Source organism: Vibrio sp. 99K-1, from assembly GCF_013114585.1.
Lineage (GTDB): Bacteria > Pseudomonadota > Gammaproteobacteria > Enterobacterales > Vibrionaceae > Vibrio > Vibrio chagasii_B.
The window spans coordinates 159,409-184,644 of sequence record NZ_VTXF01000008.1; the positions used below are offsets into that span (position 1 = coordinate 159,409).

Consider the following 25,236-nt stretch of genomic DNA (forward strand, 5'->3'; position numbering starts at 1 on the left):
TCATCATATCTAGAATAAAAAAACGGGACTCATAGGAGTCCCGTTTTGTTTTTATAGCTAAATCTAGGCTACGTTATCAATCGATTGGCCTGGATACTGGGGCTTTGCTGCTAGTTCCTCTGGCGAGAAGTCATCAACGTTGATGGTGTACAGTCGATGTTGCTCTGCACTTTCCAACAATGCTGCTTCTTGCTCAGTCAAAATGCCTTTCTCAAGACCTAATTGAGCGACCAAATCAAGTCGTAGGAAGGCGCGTTTTTGATGCGTCTCTTTGCAGACTTTGTCGAACAGCGGCTCAGCTTGAAGAATAACCTCAAGTGCTTTCTCAATCTTACCTACTGCGTTGTACTGAGTATCCGCTAAGTATTGACCACGGCCGATTCGTGAGCGTGTAGCACTCGGTGTTTGTAGGATGTGTGCGACTTGGCTATCCAGTTTGTCGTTTGGTGCACGACGGATACGGCCAAATGGCATCAACACAACACGTAGCAGGCGGCCAACTACAGGGTTAGGGAAGTTAGCTAAGAACTCATCAATTGCCACTTCAGTTTGACGCAAGCTGTCTTGCATCCCCCAGTGTACTAGCGGTAGATCTTCTGCGTTGCTACCTTCGCTCTCAAAGCGTTTTAGTGTTGCAGAACCTAAGTAAAGTTGACTCAGGATATCACCTAGACGAGCAGATAGGCGCTCTCTGCGTTTTAGTGAGCCGCCTAGTACTGCCATTGAGATGTCAGACAGTAGCGCTAGGTTAGCACTGTAACGGTTCAGTTGTTGGTAATAGCGTTTTGTCTGCTTATCTGTGCTATTTGCTGGTGTTGGTGTGTCCGAACCTCGGCCATCAGTTAAACCAAACCACAAACTACGAACTAGGTTACTTAGCGTAAAGCTAACATGGCCCGCTAATGCTGAGTCAAACTTATCAAGAGCATCGCTGCTTTCAGAGTAAGCCGCTTCCATTTCATTAAGTACGTAAGGGTGACAACGAATTGCACCTTGACCATAGATGATCATCGAACGAGTCAGAATATTTGCACCCTCAACGGTAATCGCAATTGGAGAGCCTTGGTAGCCACGAGCTAGGAAGTTCGATGGACCTAAGCAAATACCTTTACCACCTACGATGTCCATTGCATCGATGATGCTGCGTTGACCACGGTGCGTACAGTGATACTTAACGATTGCAGAGATAACCGAAGGCTTTTCACCAAGGTCAATACCAGCAACGGTCAGGTTACTTGCTGCATCCATGACATAAGCATTACCACCGAGGCGTGCTAGTGGCTCTTCAACCCCTTCCATGCGACCAATTGGTTGTTTGAATTGGCGACGGATACGAGCGTAAGCGCCCGTTGCAAGTGCCGCTGTTTTGATACCACCCGTTGAGTTTGATGGCAGGGTGATACCACGGCCAACTGACAGACATTCAACTAGCATTCTCCAACCTTGGCCTGCCATTTTCTGACCACCAATAATGAAATCAATAGGAACGAAAATATCGTTACCTTGAGTTGGACCATTTTGGAAAGGAACGTTAAGCGGGAAGTGGCGGTTACCAATCTCCACACCTTTCAAATCGGTTGGGATAAGGGCACATGTGATGCCAAGGTCTTGTTGGTCACCCAGTAAGCCGTCTGGGTCACGCAGTTTAAAGGCCAAGCCAAGTACGGTCGCAACTGGTGCGAGAGTGATGTAGCGCTTGTTCCAAGTTAGGCGCATCCCTAGAACTTCTTCACCTTGCCATTCGCCTTTACATACCACACCGTAGTCTGGGATAGAGCCAGCATCAGAGCCTGCCTCTGGGCTAGTTAGGGCAAAACAAGGGATCTCTTTACCTTCTGCCAAGCGTGGAAGGTAGTGGTTTCTTTGTTCTTCTGTACCGTAGTGTTGCAACAGCTCACCTGGGCCTAACGAGTTAGGTACACCAACCGTTGATGACAGCACGCTGGAAACGCCCGTTAGTTTCTGTAGAACGAGAGATTGAGCGTAAGCTGAGAATTCTAAACCGCCGTATTTTTTCTTGATGATCATGGCGAAGAACTTATGATCTTTCAGGTATTGCCACACTTCTGGCGGTAAATCTGCAAGCTCATGGGTGACTTGGTAATCATTGACCATTTCACACACCGTGTTTACCGGGCCGTCTAGGAACGCTTGTTCTGCTTCAGACAGTTTTGGATCAGCGATGTTTTGTAGCTTTTTCCATTCAGGCTTGCCTTTAAATAACTCTGCTTCCCACCAAACGGTGCCGGCTTCCAGTGCTTCTTTTTCTGTCTGAGACATTGCCGGTAGTACTTTCTTAAATACAGAAAGCGCTTTTTGGCTGATGAGAGTTTGACGAATGGCTGGCACAGCAAAAATAGCAACCGCTAATAGGTAACAAAGCCAGCCAGTAACCGCTACGTCGCCGAATAGCGTTAAAGCTACCATCGTTCCAGTTAATGCGATTAATGCGCGTACCAAGCTAACTCTGTGGTAGAGACAGACACCTAAGATAGCTGTCATGCCGAGTAGGGAGAGCAATATGTTCATGATCGATTTCCTTTTCAGAGATCACTTATTGTTATTAAGTTTTAGGTAAGAGGTCTAACCAGTCAAGTGTAAACAAAATATTAAATATTTGTAAAACTCAAAGTTGGGTAAAAAGTGATCTGAGTAGAGTTAAAGTTCTAATTGTGAGAGGTTGGTGGCGATTATTTGGACGAATCGGCAATGACTGACTAATTAAGGTGGCAATCTTTGGGCTTAAGTGTCGACACTATTTCATGTTTGTGGGTAAACTCAGGTAAAAGAGGGAAAAAACCTCAGCTCTCATGTCGCGCACGTTAAGCTGCGTCATAAAAATAAGAGATAAGCCTTATGTACCAAGACCTAATCAAAAGTGAATTGAACGAAGCTGCTGACGTTCTTAACAAGTTTTTGAGTGATGACCATAACATTGCTCAAATTGAAGCGGCGGCAAAATTGATTGCTGACTCATTCAAACAAGAAGGTAAAGTACTTTCTTGTGGTAACGGTGGCTCACACTGTGATGCAATGCATTTCGCAGAAGAACTGACAGGCCGATACCGTGAAAACCGCCCAGGTTACGCAGGTATTGCAATTTCAGATCCTAGTCACTTATCTTGTGTAAGTAATGACTTCGGCTACGATCACGTATTTTCTCGTTATGTAGAAGCGGTAGGCCGTAAAGGCGATGTGTTGTTTGGTTTATCAACTTCAGGTAACTCAGGCAACATCCTAAAAGCCATTGAAGCAGCTCAAGCGAAAGGCATGAAAACGATCGCACTGACCGGTAAAGACGGCGGTAAAATGGCAGGCTGTGCGGATATCGAAATCCGAGTACCACACTTTGGTTACGCAGACCGCATCCAAGAGATTCACATTAAGATCATCCATATTGTGATTCAGCTTGTCGAAAAAGAGATGGAATAACAGTTTTACAGACATTTGGAGCCTAGGTTTTTGGCTCTGTTGGTTTTAATAGGGAGTAGATTAAACCATGTGTGAATTGCTCGGTATGAGCGCGAATGTGCCAACGGATATTTGTTTTAGTTTTACTGGTCTTATGCAGCGTGGGGGCAACACTGGCCCACACCGCGATGGCTGGGGAATTACCTTCTATGAGGGTAAGGGTTTTCGTACTTTTAAAGATCCTAACCCTAGCTGTGAATCTAAGATCGCAGAGTTGGTTCAAAACTACCCCATTAAAAGCCAAGCTGTTGTCAGCCATATTCGTCAAGCCAACCGTGGTGGTGTGAATCTAGAAAATACACACCCTTTTACTCGTGAACTCTGGGGAAGGTATTGGACCTTTGCTCATAATGGCCAGTTATCTGATTACGATGATCTTGTTAGCGGCCGCTTTAGACCTGTTGGCGAAACAGATAGCGAGCTTTCGTTCTGTTGGCTGCTGAAGCAACTTGAAGAGCGTTTTCCTGAGCCGCCACAAGATATGGAAGGGATGTTCCGCTTCGTTGCTGAGTGTTGCGATAAGCTGAGAGAGAAAGGCGTTTTCAATATGTTGCTGAGCGATGGTGAGTACGTAATGACATACTGTACTAACCATTTATATTGGATAACGAGACGTGCGCCTTTTGGTAATGCAAGCTTAATTGACGAAGATGTTGAGATTAACTTCCAAGAAGAAACCACACCGAATGATGTAGTGACGGTGGTGGCGACTCAACCTCTGACCGCCAACGAAGAGTGGTTTAGAATGAAGCCTGGTGAATACGCGCTGTTTCATTCCGGTGAGCTGATTGGCAACAATCACAAAGAGTTGGAAGATGTCGCTTATGCGCCTAAAAAGGTCGCGAGCCAAGCGCCTACTGAACCATTGAGCTAAACATCTCATTGCTTGATTCGATAAAAAAGGCCGTTAACTGCACTCGTCAGTTAACGGCCTTTTTGTATTCTTGGAATTACTCTTCTGCGTAACCGTGTTTACCTAGTACTTTTCCGTCTAGCACCGCTTGTCCATTTACCATTGATAAACGACCTTCTGCAAACCACTTACAAACCATCGGATAGATTGCGTGCTCTTGAGTGAGTACTCGCCCCGCTAGCAGGTCGGCATCATCGTCCTCAAACACAGGCACTTTGGCTTGTAAGATCACAGGACCACCGTCTAGCTCTTCGGTAACAAAGTGCACACTAGTTCCATGTTCTTTGTCTTTAGCATCAATCGCTCGCTGGTGGGTATGTAAACCTGGGTATTTCGGTAATAGAGAAGGGTGGATATTGACCATTTTTCCTGCGTAGTGTCGAACAAATTCCGAACTCAAAATGCGCATGTAGCCTGCCAGTACGATCAAGTCTGGTTGGTATGCATCGATTTGTATCATTAGTTCATGGTCAAACTCTTCACGAGAGCCGAAATCTTTTGGATTTACTGAGTGTGCATCGACACCAGCGGTCTTAGCTCGCTCTAAGCCAAAGGCCTCTGCCTTATTTGAGAAGACAGCTTTAACTGAAGCATCAATCATATTGCTATCGCAGGCATCTAAGATCGCCTGTAAGTTGCTTCCGCTTCCTGAAACTAACACAACGATGTTTTTCTGAGAGTGAGTGGTTTTCTGAGAGTGATTGTTTTTCATAAAGTGGGTCATACGATTGATTAACTGGAGTTTATACCAATCACAGTAAGTAAGTGCTCATAAATAGCGCAGGAAAAAGGCTTGAGAACAAGGCAGAGATTTTAGATAAGTAGTTATCCTACAATCAAAATTTCTAACGACGTGATCGAGCGTTTTAACAAGCTAGGATGACCAGTTACTTACTACGATTGGTATCTATATTACCTACATAAACTAAGGTTTTCTGCGGGCCAAATAGCAAAATGAGGACCATTAGGTCCTCATTGATTAACTAAGTAAGTGAACGTATCACTTATTTGATTTCAACTTGCTCTTCGCCTGCTTCAGCGTTTGCGATCTCACCGATAACCCAAGCGTTTTCGCCTTCAGCTTTCAGTAGTTCAACAGCAGCGTCTGCTTGGTCTTTAGGTAGAGCTACAACTAGGCCAACACCACAGTTGAAAGTGCGGTACATTTCAAACGTTTCCACGTTACCTTTCTCTTGTAGCCAGTTGAAGATAGCAGGCCATTCCCAGCTCTTACCATCAATCACAGCTTTAGTACCTTCAGGAAGTACGCGAGGGATGTTTTCCCAGAAACCACCACCAGTGATGTGCGAGATAGCATGAATGTCATGCTCAGCAATCATCTTAAGTGCTGATTTGATGTAAATCTTAGTTGGTTCTAGTAGGTGTTCACCGATAGTGCGACCTTCTAGCTCTTCACTCTTATCAGCACCAGAAACTTCTAGAACTTTACGAATTAGAGAATAACCGTTTGAGTGTGGACCACTTGAGCCAACAGCGATAAGTGCGTCGCCTGCAGCTACTTTAGTACCGTCGATGATGTCAGCTTTTTCTACAACGCCAACACAGAAGCCAGCAACATCGTAGTCGTCGCCTTCGTACATGCCCGGCATTTCAGCGGTTTCACCACCGATAAGTGCACAACCAGCTTGAACACAACCTTCAGCGATGCCAGAAACAACGTCTGCTGCTGTGTCTACATCTAGCTTACCTGTTGCGTAGTAGTCTAGGAAGAATAAAGGCTCACCACCTTGAACGATTAGGTCGTTCACACACATTGCCACTAGGTCGATACCAATGGTGTCGTGTTTTTTCAGATCCAAAGCAAGGCGAAGTTTAGTACCAACACCATCAGTACCTGAAACAAGTACTGGCTCTTTGTATTTCGTTGGAAGTTCACATAGGGCGCCAAAGCCACCAATACCGCCCATTACTTCAGGGCGACGAGTGCGTTTAACAGCACCTTTAATACGGTCTACTAGTGCATTACCTGCGTCGATATCAACACCAGCGTCTTTGTAGCTTAGAGAAGAAGTATTACCACTCACGGGATAGTCCTCGAACTTAAGTTGGATGTGAAAACGGCGTTATTCTAACAGGGCTTGAATATGAAGAGCAAACGTTTGCGCGGTTTTTTTTATTAGAATAAAGATTCTGAAATAACCTTAGAGTTCGTGTATAATCTACAGGTTTGTTTAAATATTGCCGGAGTTGGAAATGAAAGTTGTTGAAGTGAAACACCCGCTAGTAAAACATAAAATTGGCCTGATGCGTGAAGGTGAGATTAGCACTAAGCGTTTTCGTGAGCTAGCGACAGAAGTGGGTAGCCTTCTAACATACGAAGCGACATCAGACTTTGAAACTGAACGTGTAACTATTAATGGTTGGGACGGTCCAGTTGAAGTTGACCAAATTAAAGGTAAAAAAGTAACAGTAGTGCCAATCCTACGTGCTGGTCTAGGCATGATGGACGGTGTTCTTGAGCATATCCCAAGCGCACGTATCAGCGTTGTTGGTATCTACCGTGACGAAGAAACGCTTGAGCCAGTACCATACTTCAACAAGCTTGCATCTAACATCGATGAGCGTATCGCTCTAGTGGTAGACCCAATGCTTGCAACGGGTGGTTCTATGATCGCAACTATCGACCTAATGAAAGAGAAAGGTTGTAAGCACTTCAAGATTCTTGTGCTTGTAGCGGCTCCTGAAGGTATTGCAGCTCTAGAAAAAGCGCACCCAGATGTTGAACTTTACACTGCAGCAATCGATGAAAAGCTAAACGACAAGGGCTACATTGTTCCTGGTCTTGGCGATGCTGGTGATAAGATCTTCGGTACTAAGTAATTCGGTTTTTAGATTAAGTGGGTTCCGTTGTTTTAATTTACTGAATTCACTTCATTACCCGTATTAATAAAAAAGGGAGAGCATTCGATGCTCTCCCTTTTTTGAACTTCCATTTTGTCGGAATCTAACCAGACTCAACTGTTAGTCGATTTGAGCCTTGTCTACCACAGTGTTGTCACCTAGCTCTTCAGGAAGTACTAGGTTAAGTAGAATCGCCACGATACCGCATAAGCTTACGCCCTGTAGGCTGAAGTCGCCGATACCAAAAGCCATTCCGCCAATACCGAATACTAGGGTAATACCAACAATGACAAGGTTACGTGATTTGTGCAGGTCAACGTTGTTCTTGATTAGCGTGTTAAGACCTACGGTTGCGATAGAGCCAAACAGAAGAATCATGATACCGCCCATCACTGGAACCGGAATCGTTTGAAGTAATGCGCCTAGCTTACCAACCAATGCAAGAACGATAGCGGTTACTGCAGCCCAAGTCATGATTACAGGGTTAAACGCTTTCGTTAGCATAACCGCGCCAGTTACTTCACTGTAAGTTGTGTTTGGTGGAGCGCCCAACATAGATGCTGCTATTGTTGCCACGCCGTCACCTGTGATTGTGCGGTGCAGGCCTGGCTTCTTAAGATAGTCTTTACCCGTCACGTTGGAAATCGCCAGCATGTCACCTACGTGCTCAACGGCAGGTGCAATCGCAACAAACACCATGAAGAAGATAGCGTTGATGTTGAATTCAGGCATGGTGAAGTTTGGTAGTGCCAACCACGATGCTTGAGCAACCGGTGTGAAGTCGACTGCGCCGTAAACCAGGCTCGTAATGTAACCTGCGATAATACCGCCGAAGATAGGCAGTAGCTTTAGGAAGCCTTTCGAAAATACACTGATGATGATGGTTACGAGCAGTGAGATTGATGAGATCCACAGTGCTGCGTCTGCATCAACCAGTTGAACGGCGCCATCGCCGGTCTTACCTAAAGCCATGTTTACCGCAACGGGTGCTAGGCCTAAACCAATCACCATAATTACAGGGCCAACCACTACAGGTGGAAGCAGCTTATGAATAAAGCCAACGCCTCTCACTTTGATCAGAGCGCCCATTAAAACATACACAACACCTGCTGCCATTAGGCCACCCATGGTTGCACCAATCCCCCAAGTTTGGATACCAAACATAATAGGAGCGATGAATGCAAAAGAAGACGCTAAGAAGATTGGCACTGAACGGCGTGTAATAAGTTGGAATAAAAGGGTACCGATACCTGCGCCAAAGAGTGCAACGTTGGGATCAAGTCCTGTCAGTAGCGGCACGAGTACAAGCGCACCAAAAGCCACAAACAGCATTTGTGCACCTTGCAATGCATTTTTCATGATATGTCCTTAGATTGGTCGTTATATGAAAAGTGAAAAATAAAATTCGCGCGATTCTATCACTTAGCAATCGATTGCTACACAAAATAGATCAAATTTATTTATCATAGTGATGTTTTATATCGAACAAGGTCCGAAAATTCAGTTTTTAAGTTAGCGCTTTATCATGGTCAGGTGATATTTTGTGGTTATTAAACACAGTGGGCGCTAACGACCTTGCCCCTCAATCCATAGTTGCTTATCATCAAGGCACAAGCTTTGAATATTAGGATCAATATGCGCTACATAGCATTGTTGTTGATGGGACTATTAGCCTTCCCGAGTTACGCCTTAACTCAAGTAGATATCTTTAGTGCTGAAGTTGCGATTAACACCGAAGACAAACAACCAGAACAAGTGGCACGAAATACCGGTATGGAGCAGGTATTGATACGTGCGACTGGCCAAACTGATGTTGCTTCAAATGAGACCATCCAAAAGGCGATGCGTAAGAGTGCGCAGTACATGTCTCAAATGAGTTTTGGTGAGAGCAATGACCAATCAACATTGCGTATGCGTTTTAATGGCGCTCAAATCCGTTCTCTACTGACTCAAGCACAACTGCCGTACTGGCCTGAAACTCGCTCAAACATCTTGGTTTGGCTAGTGGAGGAAGACAGCTTCGATAAGAACATTGTGTGGGAGCACTCGAACTCACAGCTTGCTGCTCAAATGCAAGCAAGTGCAAAAGATCGTGGTTTACCTCTGACTTTGCCTGTCGGTGATTTCGACGATATCACTGGTATCGCGACCTCAGATTTGTGGGGCAGCTTTGTTTCACCAATTAGCAGAGCAAGTCAACGCTACCCAGTAGATGCGGTGTTAGTGATTAAAGCTCAATCTTCAGGGTTGCGTTGGACGCTGTACGACCAAAAACCAAGTCAATTGACTAGCGCGCCAACGGCACCAATCACTGGTTCTGTGTCGGGTAACAGCGTGACGGCTTCTAAGAAGCTCGTTGACCAAATCAGTAACTACTACGCAGGTAAAAGCGCGGTGACGGTGGCGAGTGAGTCATCAGAGTCGATTTTAACTCAGTTTATTAGCCTGAATAATGCTCAAGACTTCTTCCAGTTAGAGAATGCACTTAAGCGTCTAAACTCGGTTGCTAGCTTAGATATTCTTAAGATTCAAAACAACGAAGTGACGTTCCGTATTCACTTGCTGTCGACTCAACAAGAGTTTGAGCAAGAGGTTGCAAGTATTCGCCAAGTTGCGAAGGTTGAAGAGTCCTACATCGAACCAGAAGTAAGCCCTGAATTTGAAACACAAGACAACACCATGTCTGTAGGCGATGATTCAACAGCTGCCCTTGATACTGAAGCGACAGCAACTGACGCAGATACTGACGTTCAAGTAATTAAAGGTAATGAAGTATCAAGTGATGATTCATTGGCTGGCTCGGAGGCTAACTCTGAAGGTACAGGTACCGAAGAGTTAGAAGCAACTGCACCGCTGCATGCAGAGCCAAGCTTGGTATACGAGTGGAATCGCAGCTAAGCCATTGCTTGCGCTTATCGCTAATACGAAAATGTAAGTAGCGAAGAGAAATAAAAAGAAAGCCCTGCTAGAGAAATCTCGCAGGGCTTTTTGTTTGTGTTACTTGCTAGCTCGTTGCTTGGTTAGCTAGTTACTCAGAAATATCGAACTGAATCTTATTACTCGAACTTCGCTTTCTCGTTCTTTTCTACTTCAGAAAGGCGTTTAAGCTTGATGCCTAGCTCTTTAGCGCGGAAACGGGTAAATAAGATATTTCCGGCGAAGCCCATCGTGGTCAGCAGTAGCTCAACAGCTGCCAATAAGCGTTCACCACCATCTACGTATAGAATGGTTAATGCGTGTAGGAAGTAGAGCATTAAGATGAAGTTCGCCCAAGCGTGCGTATAAGGCTTGCCGATTAAAATACCAGGTAATGGCAACAGTAGCGGAACAGCCCAAACGATAGCCAGCGTGATATTATTTAGGTGAGGATGCGGTGAAAGCGTCATCTGCCAAGCCACAACCCAACCTAACAGCAATAGGTTGCCTGCTAATGCTAGGTAGCGAAATAGCTTTGTCTTAGGAGACATCGCCTTCTCTGACATGTACATCATTGAGAGATTCCCTTCTGATTTATCGCGATGTGCGCGAGGCGTTTACCTAGGTTCTGCGCCAACTCAATTTCTTCTTTGCTTAGTGAAGCACTCTCACCTGTGCTGCTTGCGCCATAGGGCGTGCCACCGGTTTGAGTGGTATGCAGTGCAGGCTCTGAGTAGGGGATGCCGACCACTAACATTCCATGGTGAAGCAGTGGCAGCATCATGCTCTGCTGTGTTGTTTCTTGCCCACCATGCAGTGATGAAGAAGAAGTAAATACACAAGCTGGCTTATCGATAAGATCGCCATTGATCCACAATGATGTAGTGCTATCCCAAAAGTGCTTCATCGGCCCAGCCATGTTGCCGAACCAAACCGGACTGCCAAGCGCCAAGCCATCGCAAGAACGGAGCTCTTGCAGTGTGGCGATTGGGTCTGTGGGTTGATAGCGAGAGTCTGGCTGCTCTTCTACTGTGTACACGTCATTAACCGTTCTTAGCATGGCTTCACACTCAGGAATGGACTCCACCCCCCGTGCTATCTGCCTTGCTAGAGCTTGTGTGTTGCCGTGACGACTGTAGTAGAGAACAAGAATGTTGATGCTCATAGCCGCTTACAGAATCTCTAGTACTTGCTCTGGTGGACGACCAATCTTGGCTTTATTGTTCGCAACAACAACTGGGCGTTCAAACAATTTTGGATTAGCAGCCATTGCAGAAAATAGGTCTTCATCAGATACAGAAGCATCGCCAAGGTTCGCTTCTTTGTAGTCTGCCTCTTTGGTGCGCATCATTTCGCGAACGCTGCTAAAACCAAGCTGAGTGAACAGTACTTTTAGCTGTTCAACAGTTAGAGGTGTGTCTAGATACTTGATCACTTCAGGTTGTACACCGTTTGTTTCAAGTAATTCAAGCGTTTGACGGCTCTTTGAGCAGCGTGGGTTATGATAAATCACGACAGACATGGTTCTTCCTCATTATTATTTTTTATTTAATTTTCAGCAGAGGCCAGCTAATTGGCCTCTTCACTGTATACGTTGAGCTTTTTTCTTTTGGCGACTCGCCGAGTATTGAACGCCTTATTGCAGTGCTAAGAAGCGCTCGCGCTGAATCATCAGCTGATCAATTCGAGCGTCGTAGCGGGCTTGCTTCAAACTACCGAGCTCTGCGATTTGACTTGCTTGCGTGTAGTACTGAATCGCTTTGTTCCAGTTGGCTTGCAATGCCAAAATTTCAGCTCGTGCGGCAAGGTCTTCATCACTATTGCCAAGGCTAGTATTCGCTTTTGAAAGCAGGTGCCAGCCATTGGTGTCATTCGGATTGTCATGCGTATAACGTTGTAATACGCGAACAGCCTCTGCAAAGTCTTCTTTTTCAATCAAGGCATTTGCGTAGTTGATTGTGAGTACCGGGTTGTTTGGCTGACGAACCAATGCCGATTTAAGCTCTTTAATGGCAAGCTCAGGCTTTTTCTGCTCAATGTGAAGGTCGGAAATCGCATCTAAGTAGAACAGGTTAGTCGGGTCGCTGGTAATCAGTTTGGTTAGAATCGGTTCTGCTTTATCTAACTTTTTCGAATCGAGGTAAACCAGTGCTTGTCCATACTCTAACGACGGAACTATCTCTTTTGGTGCCTTTTTCAATTGGCGTGAGAACCAATCGAGCGACGCCTCATTATTGATACCGGCATAGCGTGCCACGATGCGAGCTCTTGCCAAGTGGTAATCCAGCGATGGCGCAAGTTTCAGCGGTGGGTAGCTACGAGCACGTGCGCGCGAATCGGTAATACGATCTTCTGGCAACGGGTGAGTGAGCAACATTGGAGGTGGTGTGCTTGCATAGCGGTATTCATCCGCTAAACGGCCAAAGAAGCGTGGCATTGCGTTCACGTCAAATCCAGCTTTTGCTAGCGTGTTGATACCAAAGCGGTCGGCTTCTTTTTCATTACTACGGGTGTAGTTAATTTGGCTTTGCATGTTACCCGCGGTGGTTGCGGTTAAGGCTGCAATACCCGCCTCAGGAGCGGCAATAGCCAGCAATACAGACGCTGCAAGCGCTGCGATAGTCGCAGGAGAACGGCGTGCTTGATCTTCCATACTACGCGCTAAGTGACGCTGCGTAACGTGTGCGATTTCGTGCGCTAATACAGACGCAAGTTCACTTTCTGATTGTGCGTGCAGGAATAGACCTGAGTGCAGTGCAACATAACCACCAAAGAAAGCAAAAGCGTTGATGTTGCGGTCACGGATCATAAAGAACTGGAAAGGTGTCTTTACGTCATTGGCATTCGCGACAAGGCGATGGCCTAGTGTGTCGATATAAAGGTTGAGAACTGGATCGTTGATAACAGGCTGGCTGCTTCTGATGATGCGCATGTAGGCATCACCATAGATGAGTTCTTGATCGATAGTGAGCGTGCCGCCAGCCGCCGTGCCGATGTCCGGTAAATCCAAGCTGTTGGTGTTAGCCAACGTTGGGGTGCTTAATGTGGCTGCGATGCATAAGCAAGCAATTGAACGAGCGCGTTTAAACATATTAGTCAGTAATACTCCGTTTCTTCTGACAGTAAGACAAGGGCAATGCAAATTGGTTCTTTATCTGGTTTAACCTTTGTTAAGTGCGTGCGCTATCCTGAAGGAAGATGAATCAATGATGGCACGTTTTCAAAAACAGATTACAATATGCCCCTTATAATAAGCATCGAGCCCAAGAATGACACCTAATATTCTAGATTTACGCCAAGAGCGCTGCCCAATGGCGTTATTATTAGCCAAGCGTCACAGTGTAAAGTTAGAAGTAGGGCAATCTTTGTCAATTTATGTATCAGATAACAGTTCGATGAAAGATATTGTTACTTTTTTGTCTAAGCAAGCTTATGTTGTCATGACAGAGGCTTGTTCTAATTACCACCATCTCCTCGTCACTAAAAAGGAATCGCAGTCAGATGCTTGAAATGGTCAGTCGTTGGTATAAACGACGTTTCTCTGATCCACACGCTGTCAGTTTGGTTGCCATCATTCTATTCGGCTTTATTACTATCTACTTCTTTGGTCACCTGATCGCACCGCTGCTGGTGGCGATTGTGTTGGCTTATTTGCTTGAGTGGCCAGTGACTCAACTTCAACGACTCGGTATTCCAAGAACGCCATCGGTGATGTTGGTGATCTTGATGTTCTTTAGCCTAATGCTACTAGCGATATTCGGATTAGTGCCAACCATTTGGGAGCAAGTAGGTAACCTAATCAATGATATTCCAAGCATGTACGGTAGCTTACAGAAGTTCATTGCAACGATTCCAGAGCGTTACCCAGAGCTTGCTAACTTACAGATCGTTGAGTCTGTCATGTCTAACGCGAAGAACAAGGCGTTAGGTATGGGGGAAAGTGTGGTCAAGGGCTCATTGGCCTCTTTGGTTAGCTTAGCGACGCTAGGTGTTTATCTTATCTTAGTACCACTGCTTATCTTCTTCTTACTGAAAGACAAAGAAGAGATGATCAGAATGGCAAGTGGTGTGCTTCCTCGCAACCGTCGCTTAGCGACCAAAGTATGGGAAGAGATGAACGAACAAATCTCGAACTACATCCGCGGTAAGGTGCTAGAGATTTTAATCGTTGGTGGCGTCAGCTACGTAACGTTCGCGATCTTAGACCTTCGCTACTCCGTGTTATTAGCGGTTGCTGTCGGTTTCTCGGTATTGATTCCATACATTGGTGCAGCGGCAGTAACCGTGCCGGTTGCCATAGTAGGTTTGTTCCAGTGGGGGCTTGAGCCTCAATTCTACTGGCTATTATTGGCTTACGGCATCATTCAAGCCCTAGATGGCAACGTGTTAGTACCCGTTTTGTTCTCTGAAGCGGTGAATCTACACCCTGTGGCGATTATTGTTGCGGTATTAGTGTTTGGTGGACTTTGGGGGTTCTGGGGCGTGTTCTTCGCGATTCCACTGGCTACTTTAGTGAAGGCGGTTTGGAATGCCTTGCCGAGCCATGCGCTAGATGATGACCCTGTACACCATCAGTAACGAAATAAGTGACAAAAAAGGCGACTATCGATGATAGTCGCCTTTTTAATTTATTCTGAGTTGGTAGTAAGCCTAGCTCACTCCAACGGACATTAAGCTTCTTGGTTGAAGTACTCTAGAACCACTTCGTGGTGAGTCTTAGTCTTGAACTTGTTGAAGACGTGTTCAATCTGACCTTCTTCGTCAATTAGGAAGCTAATACGGTGCAGGCCATCGTAAACCTTGCCCATGAACTTCTTCTCGCCCCAAACACCGAATTGCTCAGCAACGCTGTGGTCTTCGTCAGATAGCAGAGTGAAGTTTAGAGATTTCTTCTCAATGAAGTTCGGTAGGCGTTTCACTGGGTCGATGCTAACACCCAGAACAACCACGTTCAGTGCATCTAGCTCAGCTTTGATGTCACGCAGACCTTCTGCTTGCACGATACAACCCGGAGTCATTGCTTTTGGGTAGAAGTAGAAAAGTACTTTTTTACCTTTGAAGTCACCAAGAGATACGATATTGCCATCTTGATCTGGAAGAGAAAAAGCAGGTGCTGGAACACCAGCCGTTAGCGTATTCATGATATTTCCTTTTTAAAGACTGTTTTTAATAAAGTTGAGCGAGCCTTGGACTGATAGGCTCTGACACAGCGAGTTGAATTCTTCTTGTAGCTGCATCAAATTACATTCTGACTGTACAGAAGCGGTAATAGAGATATGGAATTGGTCGTTGTCGAGCTGGACCTTAGATTTATTGATCGTTTGTGCGCTCAGCGAGTCGAGGCCGATGTCTCGGTCTGCAAAGAACTGTGTGAACTGCTCGGTCAGGCCGAGTTTGTCATCTGACTCAACGAACACTTCTAGCGTGTAGGAGTTCTCTACCACATCGTGCGGAGAGGTTCGCTTCATAATCGTAATCAAGTCGTGCTCTTGACCAAGCAAGGGCAGGGTGGTTTCAACACGGGTGATGTTGTTTGCTTTACCAGACAGTAGCATGATAAGCGTAAATTCTTCGCCAAACAGGGCAATACGGCTATCAATAATGTTACAGCCTGATTGGGTGACCAAATGAACCACTTGGTTGCATACACCTGGGCGATCTGTGCCCACAGCTGTGATTACTAGATGTTGAGTCATAAAATCACGTCTCTATATATTCCATTGATTCATGCATGTTAGCACAGTTAGCAAGAGGAATAAGCGTGCGAGCGGGGCTTTTTATGACTCATCTTGCGTCTGACAGGCAACCAATGATAAGAATATCTAAAACGTCGTAGCACAAGTTTGTCGGGTGACAGCACAGCTTACCTGTTACTGACATCTATCCATGTTCTATCCGTTAGATTGAGCTCAGGTTATCCAAATTTTAGGTTGAACGTTGCGATAAGCCGTTTTACCTCAAACATACGACAATATTTCATACCGATGTTGCCGCTAAGCCACTTTAATGTCTTGTGTTTATTGATTGGCTTACAGTAACATGCAAAAAGAATAAATTAAGGGAGATAGACATGTTTTCAGGAAGTATCGTTGCGCTAGTTACGCCATTTAACGCAGATGGCGAAGTGGATTTCGACAGCCTTAAAAAGTTGGTTGATCACCATGTTGCCGCAGGTAGTGATGGTCTGGTTGCGGTTGGCACAACAGGTGAGTCTTCAACACTCACAATTGAAGAGCATGTCAAAGTCGTCAATAAGATCGTTGAATTTGCTGATGGTCGTATCCCAGTTATCGCAGGTACAGGCGCAAATGCTACGCACGAGTCAGTGCTATTCAGTCGTTTATTGAACGGTTCTGGTATTGCGGGTTGCCTGAGCGTAACGCCTTACTACAACAAACCGACTCAAGAAGGTTTGTACCAACACTACAAAGCGATTGCTGAAGTAAGTGACGTTCCTCAGATCCTATACAATGTACCGGGTCGTACTGCGGTAGACCTATTACCAGAGACGGTTGCTCGCCTTTCTGAAATCGAAAACATCGTTGCACTTAAAGATGCGACGGGTGATCTCGACAGAATTGCAATTCACCGTGAACTTTGTGGCGAAGATTTTATCTTACTAAGTGGTGATGACTTAACAGGCCTAGAATTTGTTAAGCGTGGTGGCGATGGTGTGATTTCTGTAACGAATAACGTTGCAGCGGCTGATATGGCTACTATGTTCAAACTTGCGAAAGAAGGTAAGTTTGAAGAAGCAGAAGCGATCAATGAGCGCTTGATGCCTCTACATAAGAATTTGTTCGTTGAGTCTAACCCTATTCCCGTAAAATGGGCGGTTCATAAAATGGGTCTGATTGCTGAAGGTGGCTTACGCTTACCTCTGACTGAACTGTCGGAACCAGCTCAACCTGTTGTTGCTCAAGCAATGACTGAAGCGTGTATTTACTAAAAACGTATGAAGTGATGCCGAAGCGAACCTTCGGCATTTAGGAGTATAAATGAAGTATTCTCACCAGCTAGTGATTGGGTCACTGGCTGTTTTCGTTCTTACAGCATGTTCTGGCAGCCCGACTCAACGTCGTCAAGCCAAAGATGATTTCGAATACTTAGAAACACCTGAGTTTTCACAATGGCAGTTGCCTGAAGATGCTCAGCCTCAGTTCTACCCCAATTTTGACATCCCGAGCGGTGACTTCACTGGTGGTGTCGGCCCTGCCGTGGATATTCGTCCACCACAACAGGTTCTTGAGTTGATCCCTGGTGCTCGTGCTGAGCGTCAAAACGGTGAAGTAACGTTATGGTTGCTTCGTGCAGAAGAAGCAGACCGTGTATGGCAAACGGCTGTCGACATGTTGGCTCAACGTGGTATTGGTATTCGTGAACAGTCTGAGAACGAGATTGAGACCGATTGGGTTACTTGGGTTTCTGAAGACGAAGACGTAGAGATCGGCAGCCGCTACTCTATCTCTCGTTTCCAAGCGAATAACCGTCATGGCTTCAAGATTAACCTTATTGATTGGCGTGAAGGCAACAAAGAGAAACCAGTTACGGCAACCAACAAAGAGCGTTACAACGCTTTCCTAACCAATTTAGTGATGGCTAAGTACGATGAAAACCTTCGTGCTGAAGCGGCTCTGAAAGCACAAGAGTTGGTGAAACGAATTCCTATCTCGATGGGCTCTGACCGCAGTGGTTTCCCTGTGATTATTGCTCGTACACCATATAACGTGTTCTGGCAGCGTCTACCGACCTTATTACCGTCGATGGGCTTTGAACTTGAAGAACGTAACCAATCTCAGGGTACGGTTAAAGCTAAGTACGCAGCGCCAGATGATGAGTTCTGGGAAGAAGTTGGCTTGCAACCTGTTGATTTAGCACCAGGTACATACAACTTCCTATTCGGTGATCTTGGTAACCGTACGTCAATTAACGTGACGGATGCATCAGGTAAGCCAGTAGAGGAAGAGTTGCTTAAGTCACTGGTTCCTGTTCTCGCACACGTTGCGGACCAAACCAAAGATGACAAAGCGGCGGAAGCTGAGTAAGCCAAGCTTGATCGGCTATAGGGCTGCGTGAAATCGGCCCTTTTATAGCCAATGATTTAGCGACATCCAATAAAAAAGAGGACACATTGTGTCCTCTTTTTTGTGTTCGTTTGACTGCAAGATCAGCTATCTTTGGTCTCTTTTGATTGAGCTTTTTCCTGGTTCTGCTTATCTAGCCGATTGAGCTTGTCCAAGTCACTCTCCCTTTTCCCACGGCTTGTTTTTCCGAGATCCATATTAGCGGTCTGTTTTAGAGCTGCGATGTTACCTACCACAACGCTAACCACGATGATGATGATAACCCAAGGGTTTGTAAGCCACTCCAACATAAGCGCTCCTAATGGCTGATGTTCGCTACGAAGCGCGCATAGATCTCGTCTAGCTGCTCCATAATAATCTCATACCCTAATATTGGCTTAGATCGGAGTTGCTTGCCAAGTAAAGTCGGGGATAACTGTGATAAACACAGCTCCGAAACGCTACGATGACTAATATGCCAAGGTTCTATCGCCACACCGCCAAGATCTCGGCTATAGGGAAAAAAGAACCCAAATTGTGAAGCATTAGCAGAGAGCCATTGATAAAACGCTTGCTGGTGACCAGTAAGGTATTCCCAAGGCTCTAGTTGTAGCTGTGTGTCTTCAGGGAGGTGATCACGAGCAAAGACATCGAAGTCACAACCCCAATGGTGGCGACTCGCTCCAGGAAGCGCAGACCACCTCAGAATCGCCGACAGCTTTTGATGTTCAGTGAGTGTTGAAGCATCAAGTGGTTGGCTATCTGAATCCAATATTGGGGCTTCACCTGAAAACTTGCGATTCCAAATCAGAGATTGCCTTTCATAGTCTCGAAAGCCACTGGCGATCTCCATTTTAAAACCAGCGAGCTGAGCAGCTTCAATCAACCTGTTTAAGTCATCGATAACGTCACTGTGTACCAAGAATGTCTTAGTACCAATTAGGCTCGGTGCCAGGTGAGAATCTGATTGTCCGGTAAGCTGCTCTGGTGTCATAACGAGTCTCTCAATGTTTGGAAGTGATACTTCGCTAGGAAAGATCTATTTAGCGAACAAGTTCACTAACGTTCTTTCGTACATGTCGGTTAGCTTCTCTAAATCTGCTACTTTCACGCACTCGTTAACCTTGTGAATGGTTGCATTCACAGGGCCAAGCTCAACCACTTGTCCGCCCATACGTGCAATGAAGCGACCATCAGACGTACCGCCAGTTGTCAGCAGTGCCGGTTTTACATCATTGACGTGACCAACAGCATCAACAATCGCATCAAGCAGTGAGCCTGCGTCTGTTAGGAACGGGTCGCCATTGAAGGTCCACTTAAGATCGTATTCGAAATCGTATTTATCGAGCGTTGTTGTCACGCGCTCAACGATAACGTCATTGCTTAACTCTGTGCTAAAACGAAGGTTAAACTGAACATTAAACTCACCTGGAATCACGTTAGACGCGCCAGTACCGGCACTCACATTTGGGATCTGGAAGCTGGTTGGTGGGAAGTAGTCATTGCCTTGGTCCCATTCCGTTGTTGCCAACTCGTTGATTGCCAGCAGAGAGCTGTGTACCGGGTTGTTCGCTAGGTGAGGGTAGGCAACATGACCTTGTGTACCTTTAATGGTTAGATCGCCTGTGATAGAGCCGCGACGGCCGTTCTTTACCACATCGCCCACAAACTCAGTGCTTGATGGCTCACCAACAATACACATGTCAATGTTCTCACCACGTGCCATCAGAGCTTCAACAACACGTACTGTACCGTTGATAAAAGGGCCTTCTTCATCAGAGGTGATAAGGAAGCCGATTGAACCAGAGTGGTCTGGGTACTTTTCAATAAATTGCTCTACGGCAACAATCATTGAAGCCAGAGAACCTTTCATGTCTGCCGCACCACGGCCGTGTAAGTAGCCATCAACGATCGTTGGTTCAAATGGTTTGGTGTTCCATTGTTCGATTGGGCCAGCTGGAACCACGTCTGTGTGACCGGCGAAAGCAAATAGAGGTGCTTCGGTACCACGACGAGCCCAGAAGTTTGTCGTATCTTCAAATACCATCACTTCGATTTCAAAACCGAGTGCTTTTAAGCGATTGATCATTAGCTCTTGGCAGCCTGCGTCTTCAGGGGTTACCGATTGACGGCTAATGAGGTCTTTTGCCAGAGCCAAAGTTGGGCTATCTGTCATCCTTGAATTCCTTGTTTAAATAAAACGTCGAGTCATTAATCTCAGGCGTTGAACAGGGCACGTTCAACGCCTTGTTATCTGTTCTAATGTTGCTGTTTACGCAAGTTATTGATTAAGCAAATTGCTGATTACGCAAAAATAGCCGCGTACTGGTCAGCTTTAAAGCCGATGTGAAGTTTGCCATCGACTTTCAAAATAGGGCGCTTGATCATCGCTGGTTGTTCAACAAGCAGAGTGATTGCCGTTTGCTCTGTTAACGTGTCTTTTTGCTCTTGAGAAAGCTGACGATAAGTCGTGCCACGTTTGTTTAGTACAAGCTCCCAGCCAAGCTCTGAACAGAAGTTTGTTACTAACTCTTCAGTGATGCCTTGTTTGCGATAATCGTGAAATTCGAACTCGATACCTTCAGCTTCGAGCCATTTCTTTGCTTTTTTAATCGTGTCGCAATTTGGGATACCAAACATTGTGATAGTCATTATTCTTCCTCTGGGTGATTTTCTTTCATTGTTATGAGTTGAATCCTATCAGGAAGCGGCAATTCAGACAAAATAGAGTGAGGAATATTTCATTGAGCGAAAAAAAACAGTAAGAAAATGTCACTATTGGAGACTTATTGATCAGCCTCAACATGTTGTCAGCGAAAAAAGAAATAATTGAGTTGCACATATATAGGAGGTGTCAATGGAGTTGAGTCCTGTTTTTGCAAGGCGGCTATATTTAGCATTGTTAGTTGAAAGCCTTGATAGGCCAAATGTGCCTAAACTCATCGAAAAAACGGGTTGGCCTCGTCGTACTATTCAAGATGTACTCAAGGCGTTACCGGGGATCGGTATCGAACTTATGTTTGTTCAAGATGGGCGACGTCATAATGATGGTTATTACCAGTTATCCGATTGGGGACCATTTGACAGTCAGTGGGTTCTAGAACGTAAAGGCGATATAGCAACAAGCCTTGGATTTAGTGCATAAGCCAGCGAAAGCTGGCTTTCTTTTTTGTATGCCGCTAAGTAGAGCTGTTGGCTACTCGCAAAGATAAGCGGTACCAAGCATGGTAACCGAAGTGGCAAAATCTTGAGGTAAGGTAAAGATGACTGTGTTTGCACCAAGCTCAATGGTATTGGTTTTGAGTTCGTTCATCGCACCCTGAATCAAGGTGTCATTCGGGTAGAAGAGGTAGCTGTACCAATGGCCTTCGCTACCAGTGACTTCCCCTTTGTACTCACACTGTTCAATATCAATCATGCCGTGAAAATCCATTCTCACACTGTTGGCTTCATTGTGAGGTACTGAAGTTGGTGTGGTACACCCCAACAACATGCCGCTCACGGCTAATGCCATCCATTCCTTTTTCATACGTCTATCCTGTTATTGCATCAAATAAATCGCAAAACCTACCCAGCTCGCGAACAATAGTATCCACGGTAACTTACTTGAGTGATTTGATGTTGTTTCAACACTAGGCTTTGCATCGTGCTCTTGCTCTGTAGCCGCTTGTTGAGTTTGCTTCTCTTTTTGTACGCGTTTTTTGGCTTTATCAGCTTGACGGTTGCGTTCCTTTTGCTGCTTCTTGTAAAGCGCGATGCCTTTCTCAATACCTTGGGCAATTAATTTGGTTTGTTCTTTGGTTTGGGCTGGCTTTTGAGTCGCTTTGGCTATCTTCAGTGCTTCTTGTTGTGATTCAACAGAGGGTGTATTAGTTTTCTTTTTCATGCTGAGTTCGATAATTAAAACGGATTAGCTAATAAGATAACGCAAACCTAGTTAAGTATGAATGATTTGCGTTAAAGTGTTGGTTTGAAAACAAGTGAAAGTGAGATTTGTGCGGTACTCCATAGAACAATACGACAAGCACGGCTTCTTAAAAGCACCCATCTTATTATGGTTAGGTTGGCTGTTTCTTGCGAAAGCTCTCGTCGTTTTCATCGTTGCAGGTGCAAGTAGAGAATCGGGAACTGATATTCTCGAGATCATCTACCCAGATCATCATATGTTTTATGTAGGGATCGCCTTGAGTGTCCCTAGCTTGTTACTGATGTGGTTATTTGGGCTAAGATCTCCAGATAGAAAGCGCCTCAATAAAGTGGTGTCTTGGGGGCGTTGGGCCACCATGGCTGCTATTGTGGGGCAGGGCTCCCATACAATTTATTTAATCTATTTGGATAACGGTTGGTTCCGTTGGTCAAATGGTCTCACCCTATTGTTGCTGCTGTGGTTTGCGCTTTATCTAACCAATAGCCATACAGCACGGGATTGCTTTAAAGTGGTTGAGCACGAAGACTGATTCTCATCAAAACATTTGTCCCATTCACAATTATACTTAGAAGCTAAAACTGGAAGGAATAATCTATGCTTAATGTCTCAAATGAGCAGCCTAACGTTCAAAGTGCTATTTTGCCTGAAGCTGGGCCTTTCGCTCTTTACGTTCAACTTAAAGTGAATGCTAACACTGCTAATGTACTAGCTGAAATTCAAAAGATTCCAGCGCTAATCGAAGAGCTGAATCAGACTCAGCCAGATGCAAACCTAACGGCTTCGGTTGCATTCTCTAAAGCGTTTTGGGATAAGTTCGAGCAAGCAGCCCCCTCTGATCTAATTGATTTCCCAGCGCTTGGTGAAGGTGATGTTACCGCACCTAGCACGCCAGCTGATGTGTTGATTCACTGCCATTCAAACCGACACGATCTGCACTTCTTCATCCTGCGTAAATTGCTATCTGAAGTAGCAGCAGACGTTGAAGTGGTTGATGAAACTTACGGTTACCGCTTCCTAGATTCTCGTGATATGACGGATTTCGTCGACGGTACTGAAAACCCGAAAGACGCGCAACGCGCGGAAGTTGCGATTGTTCCTGAAGGTGAATTCGCGGGTGGTAGCTACGTGATGGTGCAGCGCTTTGTGCATAACCTACCTGCTTGGAACCGATTGAATGTATCGGCGCAGGAAAAAGTGGTTGGTCGTACTAAGCCTGATTCAATCGAGTTAGATGATGTTCCAGCAGCTTCTCACGTCGGCCGTGTAGATATCAAAGAAGAAGGCAAAGGCCTTAAGATCGTTCGTCACAGCTTACCTTACGGCACAGCAACGGGTGATCACGGCCTACTGTTTATTGCTTACTGTAACGTGCGCCATAACTTCGACGCGATGCTAGAGAGCATGTACGGCGTAACTGATGGCAAAACAGACCAACTGCTTCGCTTTACTAAAGCGGTGACTGGCGCGTATTACTTTGCTCCTTCAACTGAGATGTTGAGTGCATTAACGATTAAGTAAGTCATCTCAAAAAGAATAAACAAAGGGAGCCTCAGGGCTCCTTTTTTATTAAAGCTTTATATGAGTTGGTCGATATAAGAGCAATCGTGAGTTTTATTCCTCTTTTTGTAAGCGAAGGTCTATGGCTATAACTGTTAATACCAATGTCTCAGCGCTGGTGGCCCAGAGAAACCTCTCTAATGCCAATAACATGCTGAACCAATCTTTGGAGCGCTTGGCTTCAGGGAGTCGTATTAACAGCGCTAAAGACGATGCTGCAGGGCTACAAATTTCGAACCGCTTGGAAGCGCAGATGAGTGGTATTGATGTCGCTGTGCGTAATGCGAATGATGGTATATCTATCATGCAAACCGCTGAAGGCGCGATGAATGAAACCACCAATATCATGCAGCGTATGCGCGACTTGTCTCTACAAGCAAGCAACGGTTCAAATAGCCAGTCCGAAAGAACGGCGATTCAAGAAGAGATTACCGCCTTAAACGATGAGCTGAATCGTATTGCAGAGACTACTTCTTTTGGTGGCAAAAAACTTCTCAATGGTAATTTTGGTAGTACGTCATTTCAGATTGGTGGCAGTTCGGGCGAAGCCGTGCAGATTGGTTTGAAAAGTATGCGTACCGATGACATCAACATGGGAGGGTTTAGCTACGTTGCTAATGGCATGGCCAGTGATTCATGGGAAGTGAAATCAAACCAGAATGATATGACGATGTCGTTTACCGATCGTTTTGGCCAGCCTCAAGAGATCACCATTAATGCGAAAGTCGGCGATGACATTGAAGAGTTGGCGACCTATATCAATGGTCAAACGGATCTGGTCTCAGCTTCGGTTAATGATGATGGGCAGCTTCAAATCTACATGTCTGGTGAAGATACCTCTGGCACTATCGGTTTCTCTGGTTCACTCGCGAGTGAACTGTCGATGTCAGCGGGTTACTATGAGTCGGTGAATGACATCAATGTGACGGATGTGGGTGGTGCGCAGCGTGCTGTTTCTATTTTAGATACCGCGATGAAGTACGTGGATAGCCATCGCTCTGAATTAGGCGCAATGCAAAACCGCTTCGACCACGCCATTAACAACCTTGAAAATGTTCATGAAAACTTGGCGACCTCAAACAGTCGAATCAAAGATACCGATTACGCCAAGGAAACGACTCAGATGCTAAAGCAGCAAATTCTGCAGCAAGTAAGCACCACTATTCTGGCTCAAGCGAAGCAAGCACCTAACCTTGCCTTAACCTTGTTAGGTTAATCAATTACTTTAAATCTCATAACGCTATTTCAGTTTATTTGGCTTCTTTGGTTAATAAAAACACAAAACCTCGCTCGACGGACTTCTCGACAACTTTAGCGTTTTTCTTATCTTTTTTTGATAAATTTATTACCAGTCACGCTTTCTTCTCCTTTATCGCTATTTCTTTAATTTTATTGTTTTTTTCCTAAAGGTTTCGTCAATTACGCCGTTATTAAAAGTAACTTTGAGAGAACTACTTGGTTTTCCGAGACGTCGGAAACCGCAATACCGGAAAATCAATTGGAGAAATCACCATGGCAGTGAATGT

The 25,236-nt window shown here is 45.3% G+C and carries 28 protein-coding genes; 12 read left to right on the forward strand and 16 right to left on the reverse strand.

From position 1 onward, the window contains the following. Positions 1-63 precede the first annotated feature (63 nt). Complete coding sequence (gene fadE / locus F0228_RS08695; protein WP_061032621.1) at positions 64-2,529, reverse strand: acyl-CoA dehydrogenase FadE; 2,466 nt, start codon at positions 2,527-2,529, stop codon at positions 64-66. Positions 2,530-2,856: 327 nt separating this feature from the next. Between fadE and lpcA the strand changes: the two genes are divergently transcribed. Together lpcA and F0228_RS08705 are read left to right on the forward strand one after the other, a co-directional pair. Continuing rightward, complete coding sequence (gene lpcA / locus F0228_RS08700; protein WP_008222941.1) at positions 2,857-3,432, forward strand: D-sedoheptulose 7-phosphate isomerase; 576 nt, start codon at positions 2,857-2,859, stop codon at positions 3,430-3,432. A 67-nt stretch (positions 3,433-3,499) separates the two neighbouring features. Continuing rightward, positions 3,500-4,345, forward strand: coding sequence for a class II glutamine amidotransferase (locus F0228_RS08705; protein ID WP_008222942.1), 846 nt, complete (start codon positions 3,500-3,502; stop codon positions 4,343-4,345). 76 nt (positions 4,346-4,421) lie between these two features. On the opposite strand, the gene purN is transcribed toward F0228_RS08705, so the two are convergent. Continuing rightward, a complete protein-coding gene (gene purN, locus F0228_RS08710; protein WP_008222943.1) occupies positions 4,422-5,096 on the reverse strand; it encodes a phosphoribosylglycinamide formyltransferase in 675 nt (224 codons plus the stop codon). A gap of 292 nt (positions 5,097-5,388) precedes the next feature. Beyond that, complete coding sequence (purM, locus tag F0228_RS08715) at positions 5,389-6,429, reverse strand: phosphoribosylformylglycinamidine cyclo-ligase (protein WP_008222945.1); 1,041 nt, start codon at positions 6,427-6,429, stop codon at positions 5,389-5,391. 169 nt (positions 6,430-6,598) lie between these two features. Between purM and upp the strand changes: the two genes are divergently transcribed. Beyond that, on the forward strand, positions 6,599-7,225 hold the full coding sequence (gene upp / locus F0228_RS08720) for a uracil phosphoribosyltransferase (RefSeq protein WP_004738627.1): 627 nt from the start codon (positions 6,599-6,601) through the stop codon (positions 7,223-7,225). 141 nt (positions 7,226-7,366) lie between these two features. On the opposite strand, the gene F0228_RS08725 is transcribed toward upp, so the two are convergent. Then, positions 7,367-8,605, reverse strand: coding sequence for a uracil-xanthine permease family protein (locus F0228_RS08725; RefSeq protein WP_061032623.1), 1,239 nt, complete (start codon positions 8,603-8,605; stop codon positions 7,367-7,369). 276 nt (positions 8,606-8,881) lie between these two features. On the opposite strand from F0228_RS08725, the gene F0228_RS08730 reads away from it, so the two are divergent. Next, positions 8,882-10,144 (forward strand): DUF2066 domain-containing protein, encoded by a 1,263-nt coding sequence (locus tag F0228_RS08730; protein ID WP_171731037.1) that lies wholly within the window; start codon positions 8,882-8,884, stop codon positions 10,142-10,144. A 158-nt stretch (positions 10,145-10,302) separates the two neighbouring features. On the opposite strand, the gene F0228_RS08735 is transcribed toward F0228_RS08730, so the two are convergent. The 4 genes from F0228_RS08735 to F0228_RS08750 form a co-directional block, all read right to left on the reverse strand. Next, positions 10,303-10,737 carry a DUF2069 domain-containing protein gene (locus tag F0228_RS08735; RefSeq protein WP_171731036.1) on the reverse strand — a complete coding sequence of 145 codons (435 nt, stop codon included), beginning with the start codon at positions 10,735-10,737 and terminating at the stop codon, positions 10,303-10,305. Then, on the reverse strand, positions 10,734-11,327 hold the full coding sequence (wrbA, locus tag F0228_RS08740; protein WP_171731035.1) for an NAD(P)H:quinone oxidoreductase: 594 nt from the start codon (positions 11,325-11,327) through the stop codon (positions 10,734-10,736). The genes F0228_RS08735 and wrbA overlap by 4 nt, the downstream gene beginning before the upstream one ends. A 6-nt stretch (positions 11,328-11,333) precedes the next feature. Further along, positions 11,334-11,684: an arsenate reductase (glutaredoxin) gene (arsC, locus tag F0228_RS08745; protein WP_061032626.1), complete on the reverse strand. Its 351-nt coding sequence runs from the start codon at positions 11,682-11,684 to the stop codon at positions 11,334-11,336. 114 nt (positions 11,685-11,798) lie between these two features. Continuing rightward, on the reverse strand, positions 11,799-13,253 hold the full coding sequence (locus F0228_RS08750; RefSeq protein WP_061032627.1) for a M48 family metallopeptidase: 1,455 nt from the start codon (positions 13,251-13,253) through the stop codon (positions 11,799-11,801). A gap of 178 nt (positions 13,254-13,431) precedes the next feature. Between F0228_RS08750 and F0228_RS08755 the strand changes: the two genes are divergently transcribed. Together F0228_RS08755 and F0228_RS08760 are read left to right on the forward strand one after the other, a co-directional pair. Beyond that, positions 13,432-13,671 (forward strand): sulfurtransferase TusA family protein, encoded by a 240-nt coding sequence (locus F0228_RS08755; protein WP_116871752.1) that lies wholly within the window; start codon positions 13,432-13,434, stop codon positions 13,669-13,671. After that, positions 13,664-14,740 carry an AI-2E family transporter gene (locus F0228_RS08760; protein ID WP_008222960.1) on the forward strand — a complete coding sequence of 359 codons (1,077 nt, stop codon included), beginning with the start codon at positions 13,664-13,666 and terminating at the stop codon, positions 14,738-14,740. The genes F0228_RS08755 and F0228_RS08760 overlap by 8 nt, the downstream gene beginning before the upstream one ends. A gap of 92 nt (positions 14,741-14,832) precedes the next feature. On the opposite strand, the gene bcp is transcribed toward F0228_RS08760, so the two are convergent. Next, a complete protein-coding gene (gene bcp / locus F0228_RS08765) occupies positions 14,833-15,303 on the reverse strand; it encodes a thioredoxin-dependent thiol peroxidase (protein ID WP_061034333.1) in 471 nt (156 codons plus the stop codon). Between the two features lie 12 nt (positions 15,304-15,315). Further along, a complete protein-coding gene (locus F0228_RS08770) occupies positions 15,316-15,858 on the reverse strand; it encodes a glycine cleavage system protein R (RefSeq protein WP_004741657.1) in 543 nt (180 codons plus the stop codon). Between the two features lie 374 nt (positions 15,859-16,232). On the opposite strand from F0228_RS08770, the gene dapA reads away from it, so the two are divergent. Further along, positions 16,233-17,111 (forward strand): 4-hydroxy-tetrahydrodipicolinate synthase, encoded by an 879-nt coding sequence (dapA, locus tag F0228_RS08775; protein ID WP_008222965.1) that lies wholly within the window; start codon positions 16,233-16,235, stop codon positions 17,109-17,111. Between the two features lie 49 nt (positions 17,112-17,160). Beyond that, on the forward strand, positions 17,161-18,207 hold the full coding sequence (bamC, locus tag F0228_RS08780; protein ID WP_061034332.1) for an outer membrane protein assembly factor BamC: 1,047 nt from the start codon (positions 17,161-17,163) through the stop codon (positions 18,205-18,207). A gap of 122 nt (positions 18,208-18,329) precedes the next feature. Here the strand turns inward: bamC and F0228_RS08785 are convergent, their stop codons facing one another. The 4 genes from F0228_RS08785 to F0228_RS08800 form a co-directional block, all read right to left on the reverse strand. Then, positions 18,330-18,536: a DUF2897 family protein gene (locus F0228_RS08785; protein WP_008222969.1), complete on the reverse strand. Its 207-nt coding sequence runs from the start codon at positions 18,534-18,536 to the stop codon at positions 18,330-18,332. A gap of 8 nt (positions 18,537-18,544) precedes the next feature. Further along, positions 18,545-19,219, reverse strand: a complete 675-nt coding sequence (locus tag F0228_RS08790; protein WP_171731021.1) for a M15 family metallopeptidase — start codon at positions 19,217-19,219, stop codon at positions 18,545-18,547. A gap of 45 nt (positions 19,220-19,264) precedes the next feature. Further along, a complete protein-coding gene (gene dapE, locus F0228_RS08795) occupies positions 19,265-20,401 on the reverse strand; it encodes a succinyl-diaminopimelate desuccinylase (protein WP_171731020.1) in 1,137 nt (378 codons plus the stop codon). Positions 20,402-20,529: 128 nt separating this feature from the next. Beyond that, positions 20,530-20,877 (reverse strand): ArsC family reductase, encoded by a 348-nt coding sequence (locus F0228_RS08800; RefSeq protein ID WP_008222974.1) that lies wholly within the window; start codon positions 20,875-20,877, stop codon positions 20,530-20,532. Between the two features lie 205 nt (positions 20,878-21,082). Here F0228_RS08800 and F0228_RS08805 point away from each other — a divergent pair, with 205 nt between their 5' ends. Then, positions 21,083-21,370, forward strand: a complete 288-nt coding sequence (locus F0228_RS08805; protein WP_004741665.1) for a helix-turn-helix domain-containing protein — start codon at positions 21,083-21,085, stop codon at positions 21,368-21,370. A gap of 51 nt (positions 21,371-21,421) precedes the next feature. On the opposite strand, the gene F0228_RS08810 is transcribed toward F0228_RS08805, so the two are convergent. Both F0228_RS08810 and F0228_RS08815 read right to left on the reverse strand, forming a co-directional pair. Further along, on the reverse strand, positions 21,422-21,754 hold the full coding sequence (locus F0228_RS08810; RefSeq protein WP_032498699.1) for a DUF4156 domain-containing protein: 333 nt from the start codon (positions 21,752-21,754) through the stop codon (positions 21,422-21,424). A 12-nt stretch (positions 21,755-21,766) separates the two neighbouring features. Beyond that, positions 21,767-22,111 (reverse strand): DUF2956 domain-containing protein, encoded by a 345-nt coding sequence (locus F0228_RS08815; RefSeq protein ID WP_008222977.1) that lies wholly within the window; start codon positions 22,109-22,111, stop codon positions 21,767-21,769. A gap of 109 nt (positions 22,112-22,220) precedes the next feature. Between F0228_RS08815 and F0228_RS08820 the strand changes: the two genes are divergently transcribed. From F0228_RS08820 to F0228_RS08830, 3 genes are all read left to right on the forward strand, one after another. Next, positions 22,221-22,682: a DUF2919 domain-containing protein gene (locus tag F0228_RS08820; RefSeq protein ID WP_102423684.1), complete on the forward strand. Its 462-nt coding sequence runs from the start codon at positions 22,221-22,223 to the stop codon at positions 22,680-22,682. 65 nt (positions 22,683-22,747) lie between these two features. Further along, a complete protein-coding gene (locus tag F0228_RS08825; protein WP_102423685.1) occupies positions 22,748-23,671 on the forward strand; it encodes a Dyp-type peroxidase in 924 nt (307 codons plus the stop codon). A 121-nt stretch (positions 23,672-23,792) separates the two neighbouring features. Next, positions 23,793-24,926 (forward strand): flagellin, encoded by a 1,134-nt coding sequence (locus F0228_RS08830; RefSeq protein WP_171731019.1) that lies wholly within the window; start codon positions 23,793-23,795, stop codon positions 24,924-24,926. The last annotated feature ends 310 nt before the right edge of the window (positions 24,927-25,236 follow it).